The sequence below is a fragment of the Lishizhenia sp. genome (genome assembly GCF_057456495.1).
In genome coordinates, this window is the sequence record NZ_JBVCPV010000173.1 from 1 (window position 1) to 6,478 (window position 6,478).

At 35.8% G+C, this 6,478-nt stretch carries 7 protein-coding genes and 1 other RNA gene; 5 read left to right on the forward strand and 3 right to left on the reverse strand.

Translation table 11 applies throughout. The annotated features are described in order from the left end of the window. Nucleotides 1-188 precede the first annotated feature (188 nt). Nucleotides 189-1,571: a zinc-dependent metalloprotease gene (locus AC22ZQ_RS11580; RefSeq protein WP_318958933.1), complete on the reverse strand. Its 1,383-nt coding sequence runs from the start codon at nt 1,569-1,571 to the stop codon at nt 189-191. A 405-nt stretch (nt 1,572-1,976) separates the two neighbouring features. On the opposite strand from AC22ZQ_RS11580, the gene ssrA reads away from it, so the two are divergent. The 5 genes from ssrA to AC22ZQ_RS11605 all read left to right on the forward strand — a co-directional run bounded on the left by ssrA (nt 1,977) and on the right by AC22ZQ_RS11605 (nt 5,563). Continuing rightward, nucleotides 1,977-2,381, forward strand: a transfer-messenger RNA (tmRNA) gene (gene ssrA / locus AC22ZQ_RS11585). 910 nt (nt 2,382-3,291) lie between these two features. Continuing rightward, nucleotides 3,292-3,711, forward strand: coding sequence for a nucleoside-diphosphate kinase (locus AC22ZQ_RS11590; protein WP_318958934.1), 420 nt, complete (start codon nt 3,292-3,294; stop codon nt 3,709-3,711). Nucleotides 3,712-3,808: 97 nt separating this feature from the next. Beyond that, on the forward strand, nt 3,809-4,357 hold the full coding sequence (locus AC22ZQ_RS11595) for a hypothetical protein (RefSeq protein ID WP_318958935.1): 549 nt from the start codon (nt 3,809-3,811) through the stop codon (nt 4,355-4,357). Nucleotides 4,358-4,425: 68 nt separating this feature from the next. After that, nucleotides 4,426-5,016 carry a hypothetical protein gene (locus tag AC22ZQ_RS11600; RefSeq protein ID WP_318958936.1) on the forward strand — a complete coding sequence of 197 codons (591 nt, stop codon included), beginning with the start codon at nt 4,426-4,428 and terminating at the stop codon, nt 5,014-5,016. 91 nt (nt 5,017-5,107) lie between these two features. Beyond that, a complete protein-coding gene (locus tag AC22ZQ_RS11605) occupies nt 5,108-5,563 on the forward strand; it encodes a DUF1801 domain-containing protein (RefSeq protein ID WP_318958937.1) in 456 nt (151 codons plus the stop codon). Between the two features lie 3 nt (nt 5,564-5,566). Here AC22ZQ_RS11605 and AC22ZQ_RS11610 read toward each other — a convergent pair whose 3' ends face one another. Next, nucleotides 5,567-6,265, reverse strand: a complete 699-nt coding sequence (locus AC22ZQ_RS11610; RefSeq protein ID WP_318958938.1) for a tRNA1(Val) (adenine(37)-N6)-methyltransferase — start codon at nt 6,263-6,265, stop codon at nt 5,567-5,569. An 8-nt stretch (nt 6,266-6,273) separates the two neighbouring features. Next, nucleotides 6,274-6,478, reverse strand: a 205-nt coding sequence (locus AC22ZQ_RS11615) for a ribosome maturation factor RimM (RefSeq protein WP_486756241.1), incomplete at its 5' end; no start/stop codon positions are given.

Consider the following 6,478-nt stretch of genomic DNA (forward strand, 5'->3'; position numbering starts at 1 on the left):
CCTCTTGCGATTGTAACGACAATAGCGAAGAAGAGAAAAAAGCAAATCACACTGTGGTTTATAGAGAAAACAAAGATTTTCCTCAAGCTGAAAAAATAATTGCTACACTCAAATAACAAGAACATACCACAAAAAAGTCCAAGCAATTTAAATTACTTGGACTTTTTTAATGCACATATTAAATAACCTTATTCGCTTATTATCAATCTCTTCTTGATATAAGCACCTTCTTGGGTGTAAATATTCAACAAATACATCCCATTGGCTAATTCCATATCTTCCTTAATTTCATGGGTATCCCTAAACGTTTTATTGCTTATTACCTTTCCATCTAAAGCAGTAAGTACTAGTTGAACCTCAGATTGTATAGTATTAAATTTTAGGCTAAAAGGTCCTGTAGCTGGATTAGGAAACAACTCCACTTCAAGCTTAGGCTCTAGGTTTGTAAGTGCAGCTGTATTCGTTAGAAGTCCGGACCTGTACGTCGAAAGTGTTAAACGCATCATTTCTATTTGACCTATGGTAAATGAATTTTGACAAAGCTCAGTCGAGTAATCCATATAATTTTCTACCATATTCGGTAGATTTTGACCATTGATATCATCCCAACAATCGTTAAGATTAAAAGAACAAGACCCTACGGAGGCACTTGCAGCCAAAGGTGTGTCAAGTATATAATCATCCATTCCACAATCTCCATCACCCCAGATATGTCTTAAACCTAAGTAATGCCCCATTTCATGTACCATTGTTTTCCCTGATTTATTGTTATTGGCTGCAGAACCTATACTGTAAGGAATGGGGTTGTTCGCCCCCACCGATTTATAGTGCAAAATAACTCCGTCCTCTTCTAAAATTGACATATCCAATACATTGATAAAGCTTGAATGATTTAGCGGAGGAGTTGCCAATCCAATAAGCATCTCTTCAGATTGCCCCGGCACTCCGGTTGATGCAGACAAATCTCCAATCCATACATTGATATATTGATCCGTATTCCACGCAGCTACACCGCCATTTTGATCATCGGTTATTCTAAATACATTGCTGTATATATCCTGATAAAAATTTGGGTCAGTCATATCGCCCATAAAATTGTAAATTAAAGTGGGAGTGCGGGTTATCCCTGAAGTACTGTTTCCTTGTGGATCCACGGTTGCCAATTCAAATTGAATTTTAACATCCCCTACTAGATTCTCAAAATCGGTTCTCATGTTTACGGTATCTGCATTCAAGCGTCTAAAGCATTCGTTCAATACATCGAGCTGACTATAAATCAGAGAATCATGTATATTCTCTGTGGGAGTATTATATACCACATGAAAAACAACAGGTAATGTATAGACCGTAGATAGATCTTTAGCTTGTAGATTACTTTGAAGTATACTTTGCAAATTACTCATCATCTGATCGGACATCATTTCATAACCAGGATACTGATTATCGCGATGCTGGATTAATTCATGACTACCACACATGGGTGAATGTGGTGTTTCTGGAGTTGATTGAGCCATAACTTGGCAAGTGGTTACTATGCCTAATGATAGTAGCAGTACGTTGAATAGATTCATAATTTTAATCTTAAAGTGGTTATTCGCAATGGTGATTTATGGAAAACTGTTTCAAAATAGGTATAAAATCAAGAATACACAAAAATCTCAAAATCATCATAAGCAGTTTGTTCCTTATAAGTTAATCGTTTCAAACAATCTTTTGATTTGCAGAATGTTAATTTAGGGATTCAAACTACAAAGTAGCACTTTAATGAACTCCTTACAACTTAAAATAAACGAGAAAGTTTACTCCTCTAAAAGCATTGTATTTTTTACAAAAATGTCTACATCAGCGAACATCTAATTCATACACAACTAATTAACACACAATGATTGTCCCTTAACAACTTTCCCTTCAAATTTATCTCTTGAGCTATTGCGTACAATCAATGAACTTCTATCTTTGTACGACCAATAATTATTGGGGCCGACTTGGATTTGACAGCGATTGAGTTGGGTTAGTATAAGCATGTCGAGACATGAGGTGAGTCTCGTTAATCCCTGGTCTCACACGATAATTGACAACACGTCATACGCTCTTGCAGCTTAATAACTGAATGTTATTCGGCTTAATCCACTCTGAAGCACAGTAAGAGGGACAAGTTCCTCCCCGGCATCCCCGTCTTTTGGAAGCTGGAATCGGAGGGATCAACAAATAAAGACTGGTAGGCGGCTTGCTTCGGGCCAAATACGAGATCTAAAGAAGCTAAGCGATGTATCGGATGTTTGCCTCCACTGCATCGTCGAAAACCAAAGTGCAGACTAAGCATGTAGAAGGCTAATGTAGCCATTGTTTGGACGAGGGTTCGAACCCCTCCGGCTCCACAAAACAGTTTTGAGTGTGAGTCTTGAGTCAACAGACGAAAGATTCACACGAGAAAATGTTTTGTTCCTCGAGACGCTTGCTCCATCTCTTGCCAATACTCAAATTACTTTTCTTGTATAAAACATTAGGTTGTTGTAATTGGTATTAATCAATCAATAACTACTATAATACAATACCTCTCGTCTAGCTTAAATTAGGAAAAAAAATTCTAAGCTTGAGGAAAATCCCCCTATTTAAAGCGAACCTTATATTTGAATCGACTACATTTTTAATTTTATAGAAAATGAAGAAAAATGATTAAATATAAATTAGAATTTAAATTGGTTGATTCTCTTATAAAAAATCAAAGACTCTTAAGAGAGTTAAGTATCTTCAAAGCTAAAGTCAAGGATAATTCTACTGTTTACATTAATCATCAAGGAGGTTCCACCTTCCAATTTGAAGATCACTTCAAAAGTTTTTTACGTTACAATGAACAAGTCATTGTCTCTATTTATGAGGGTGATTTAGAAATTCACTAAAAAGTAAAATCCAGCGTGAATGAACAATATTTCAAAAAGATACCGTCTAATTCCAAATACTTTACAAAGTATTCCTTGCATAACTCATTAAAAACTAGTAATTTAGTTAGCGTTAGACGAGGGAAATTCAGTAAGGAAAAAGGGCAATAATCTACGGCCCTTTTTTCCTACTTTAATTGATTGACATAGTCCTACTCATTCCCGCCGACTTTCTGAAGCAGTTTTTTGGAGATTCTCCTCAGAATTGACACAACTTTGAATTCAGCGCCCTCCCATTTCATGTATCCAAATCGTTAAATCTTTCTTCAAAACCACACTTTTAACCCGAACTATTGAATTAAGAACTTTATATGTATATCTTTGCAGCAAAATTTTTGAAAAAACATTTATAATGGCAACGAATAGAACATTTACAATGCTTAAGCCTGACGCGATTGAGAACGGGCACATGGGGAAAATCATCGATATGATTATCGAAGCAGGTTTTGACATTAAAGCGATGAAATACACGCGTTTAACTGAAGAGCAAGCTAAGAAATTTTACGAAGTTCACGCTGAGCGTCCATTCTACGGTGAATTAGTTGAGTACATGACTTCTGGTCCTATCGTTGCTGCTATCTTAGAGAAAGAGAATGCAGTTGCTGATTTCAGAACTTTAATTGGTGCAACAAACCCAGCTGAAGCTGCTGAAGGAACTATCCGTCAGAAGTACGCTGAGTCTATCGGAAGAAACGCAGTTCACGGATCTGATTCTGATGAGAACGCTGAGATCGAAGGTAACTTCCACTTCTCTGCAAACGAGATTTTCTAAGGAGCCCACAAAGCTTTCTTTAAAATATATGAACAGGTCGCCAAAAGGACGACCTGTTTTTTTTGTATTTTCATTGCCTAATCATAAATCATCTCACATGAAAATCCACAAATTAATTATCGCAACTATTCTTGGAAGTCTTGGAATTTTTTCGAGCAGCTTCGCCCAATCACCTTCAAATGGAAAAGCTGTAGGACTTAGAACCAGTAATTTTAACAACCTAGACCTCACCTTCTCTCTTATTAAAAATGATAACAAAGCTTTGCGTTTTAGGGCCGGTGGTTTTAACTATAACTACACGATAGATAATCAAAATTCTACTGGGGGGCTTCGATTAGCAGTTGGTTTTCAAAGATTCAAAGTAATCAATGAAAAATTTTCGTTTCATCATGGATTTGAACCTGCAATAAACTTTTCATTTCTTGCTGCAAATGGAATACAGAACAGCAACACAAGTTTACGCCTAGGATACATGATAGGTTTTAATTATGCTATATGCCCTAATTTCAACCTATATGTTGAAACTATACCTGCATTATACATCAACAACACCTATATTAATTCTACACCAAGTAATTCCTTTACGAGCTTTGGAATCAATGCAAATAGTCAACTTTTAGGGATTGGGGCAACCTATAACTTTTAGTTGTTACAAAAAAGATTTTTTGGTTCAATAATTGTAAAGCAAATCTAAACGCCTAAAAAACACAATTTATGAAAAAACGTTACACTGCCCTTCTTTTTAGCTTATGCTTCATAGGAGCACCCATCTTAACGAAAGCTCAAGAAAACATCAACTCTAAAACCTACACCAAACCTACCGTAATCATTGGTAAAGAAATAGGTGTACGTGCAGATATTAATGGAAGGCTGGGTTTTTCTTATTTAAAACACAAAAACGAGAACAAATCTTTTCGATTTAGAACCTTTAGCACGGGAATCGTTGTTCCGAATGTAAGCTATTTACAATCACCTTTAATTCGAGATTTTATAGCCCTGGGCGCTGGTGGTGCTTTTGCATTCTTAAAAAAGAAACAACTAGATAATAAGTTTACTTATTACCATGGATGGGAGCCTTTTGTAGGTGCTTATGTTTCCCTTAGACATTTTGGAGTTTATGCGGGTATAGGTCATACCTTTGGTTTAACCTATGATTTATCCGAGAAGTTTAATCTAAACGTAGAATTAGTTCCTAATGTTGGTTTTGGAATGAGTCAGTTTCACAATGGAAGCAATCGTTCTCTGTTGTTTAAAAATTCAAGTAATGGACTATCCTTTAGTCTACACTACAAAATATCTAAATAAATCAAAGGTGAGTTGAAGCTCACCTTTTTTATGTCCCTGACTTTTGAACTCTGTCAATTAACTTTATTTTAGAGCTTATTAAAATGAAGACATGCAATACAAAGCAGATACACCAGAAGAATACATCGAACAACTTCCAGAAGACAGGCAAGAAGTTATACAGAAGTTAAGAAGCATAATTAATAAAAATATACCTGAAGGGTTTAAAGAAACCATTAATTATGGAATGTTAGGATGGGTGGTACCGCATGAAATATATCCCAGTGGCTACCATTGCACACCTGAATTACCTCTTCCCTTTTTAAGCTTGGCTTCTCAAAAGAATTTTATCGGTTTCTATCACATGGGGATCTATGCTAACCCTGAACTCTACCAATGGTTTGTTGATGAATACTCGAAATACAGTAAGTATAAATTAGACATGGGTAAAAGCTGTGTTCGTTTAAAACGAATGAATGATATTCCCTATGATTTAATCAAAGAAACAGTACAAAAAATGAGTGTACAAGACTGGATTAGTTTGTATGAAAATAATTTGAAAAGGTAAAACTTACAAAGCTCGGTCGTGTAACTCCTTAGTTAGAGCTATATATTCGTCCGAGTATTTTCCTTCTTTATTTCTAATGGTGAAATCAATCTTTTGTTTGTGAGACGGCTTTTTCGAAAGCACCAGTATTTTACGTTTCAAAAATTCAGGTTTTCCAAAAACAGAAATCTCTTGAACAATATTCAATTTAAAACGCTCAATTTCCTTCAAATAGTTACGCATGAAATCTACAGAAAGGATGAGCCAACACTCCCCCTCTTCACTGAGAAACCTGTCTACCTTCTCTATCAACTCACTAGCGCTAAGTCCACCATTATGCTTCACTCTATTCTTTACTTCAGTATCTGCAGCGCTAGAATTTTCAAAGAAAGGTGGATTACTAACAATCAGATCATACGTCTTACTTGTAGTGAAATCTTGTAAAGAGCTATGATGTATATATAATCTATCTGTCCATGGAGAATTGCCGAAATTTTTAGCTGCTAATCGAGCACTTTCCGCATCAATTTCTATTGCGTCAATATTGGCATTCTGAAACTTTTGGGCAGCGATAAGTGATAGTACCCCCGTACCAGCACCTATATCTAAAATATTTTTAGGAGAGGACGCTTCAAAAAAAGCACCTAATACAAAAGCATCCGTACCTACCTTAAGTACGGCATTGCTTTGTTCTATAGAAAAATGTTTAAAATTGAAAATCATAGTAAAAACTATGCTTCCAGATACATTTCGATCAATCCTTGTGGCGCAGCAACATGAAGCTCCTGCTTCTCTCTATCTACCTTTTGTATCAATCCATCAATAAATGGAATCAACATCTCTTTATCACCCTTTAAAACTTGGATCAAAGGATTAACGTTGTTATCGATAATATTTTCTAACACACCTACTTCACCGTATTCAATATCTACTACC